Origin of the sequence: Pseudoalteromonas sp. 0802, assembly GCF_013350085.1 — a bacterium.
Lineage (GTDB): Bacteria > Pseudomonadota > Gammaproteobacteria > Enterobacterales > Alteromonadaceae > Pseudoalteromonas.
In genome coordinates this window covers 1-459 of sequence record NZ_JABVXE010000084.1, presented here as the reverse complement: position 1 = coordinate 459, position 459 = coordinate 1, and the positions used below count along the sequence as shown (strand labels likewise).

Below are 459 nucleotides of genomic sequence, written 5' to 3'. Positions count from 1 at the left end.
GGCATGGCCAATTCCCATGCCCACAGCCATCTTTTTTCGCCAATGTTCAGCTACAAGTGCAATCATTTTATTCTTATCATTTGGCTGATTATATCTTCTTCTCCAATGAATATGTCCTTCAAAATTTTCCTCACCAAATATCTCATCACAAATTTTCCTCAAATTCGCAACCTCAGTATCATCAATACTAATAAATATAACCCCATCTTCCCTCAACAAATTCCGTGCCAACTTCAATCTCGGATACATCATATTCAACCAATCAGTATGAAATCTTCCATTCGTTTCTGTATTCGCCTTTGTTGTTTGTTGAGTCATTTCTTTGTAATTTTTAATATTGTCACGGAAATCATCCTTATACACAAAATCTTTCCCCGTATTATACGGCGGGTCGATATAGATCATTTTAATTTTTCCAAAATACGATTTTTGCAACAGCTTTAATACTTCGAGGTTGTC

The 459-nt window shown here is 35.3% G+C and carries 1 protein-coding gene; it reads right to left on the bottom strand.

From position 1 onward, the window contains the following. Nucleotides 1–405: DNA methyltransferase (locus tag HUS61_RS21250; protein ID WP_258539864.1), on the bottom strand; the 405-nt coding region annotated here is incomplete at its 3' end. Nucleotides 406–459: the final 54 nt, after the last annotated feature.